Below are 597 nucleotides of genomic sequence, written 5' to 3'. Positions count from 1 at the left end.
GCGCCGCGTCGTCGAGCCGGCGCCCGGCCGCCGCCGCGAGCCGCACCGCGAGCGCGCGGACGTCGTCGGCGGTACCCAGGTCGAGGTCGAGGCGCCGCAGCCGGCCGGCCTGCTCCACCCAGACGTCGCGGGGGCCGTTGACGAGCACGTCGGTGACGTCCGGCGCGTCGAGCCAGCGCTGCAGCGGGCCCGCGCCGAGCAGCTCGTCCGCGACCGCCCGCACGGCCTGCGCGAGCGGGACGGGCCCGAGCAGGGTCCCCGACGCACGCAGCGCACGGTCGACGACGGACGCCAGGTCGCCGGCGGACGCGGGCCGGCGCCGGAGCTCCTCCCGCACCGCGTCGACGACCGCCGGCGGCACGGTCCGCCGCGCCGGCGCTGCCTCTGCCGCACGGCCGTGCGACCGGCCACCACCGAGGTCGACCGCCGGCCCCTCCCGCGCCGGTCCCTCCCGCGCCGCCCCTGTCCGCACCGCCCCTGTCCGCACCGCCCCCGTCCGCACCATCTCGGCGCCCGTCACGTCCCGAGCCCCAGCCGACGCGCCACCGCGTCGGCCGCGCGCGCCGCCCGGCCGCGCCCGGCGGGCCCCGCGCGCGC

The 597-nt window shown here is 82.9% G+C and carries 1 pseudogene; it reads right to left on the bottom strand.

What is annotated here, in order from left to right:
• A pseudogene (locus tag AB6N23_RS18555) lies at window positions 1–337 on the bottom strand (TadA family conjugal transfer-associated ATPase); the annotation flags it as partial.
• Window positions 338–597: the final 260 nt, after the last annotated feature.

It is taken from the genome of Cellulomonas pasadenensis, from assembly GCF_047229365.1.
Classification (GTDB): Bacteria; Actinomycetota; Actinomycetes; order Actinomycetales; family Cellulomonadaceae; genus Cellulomonas.
This window is presented reverse-complemented; position numbering and strand designations above follow the sequence as displayed.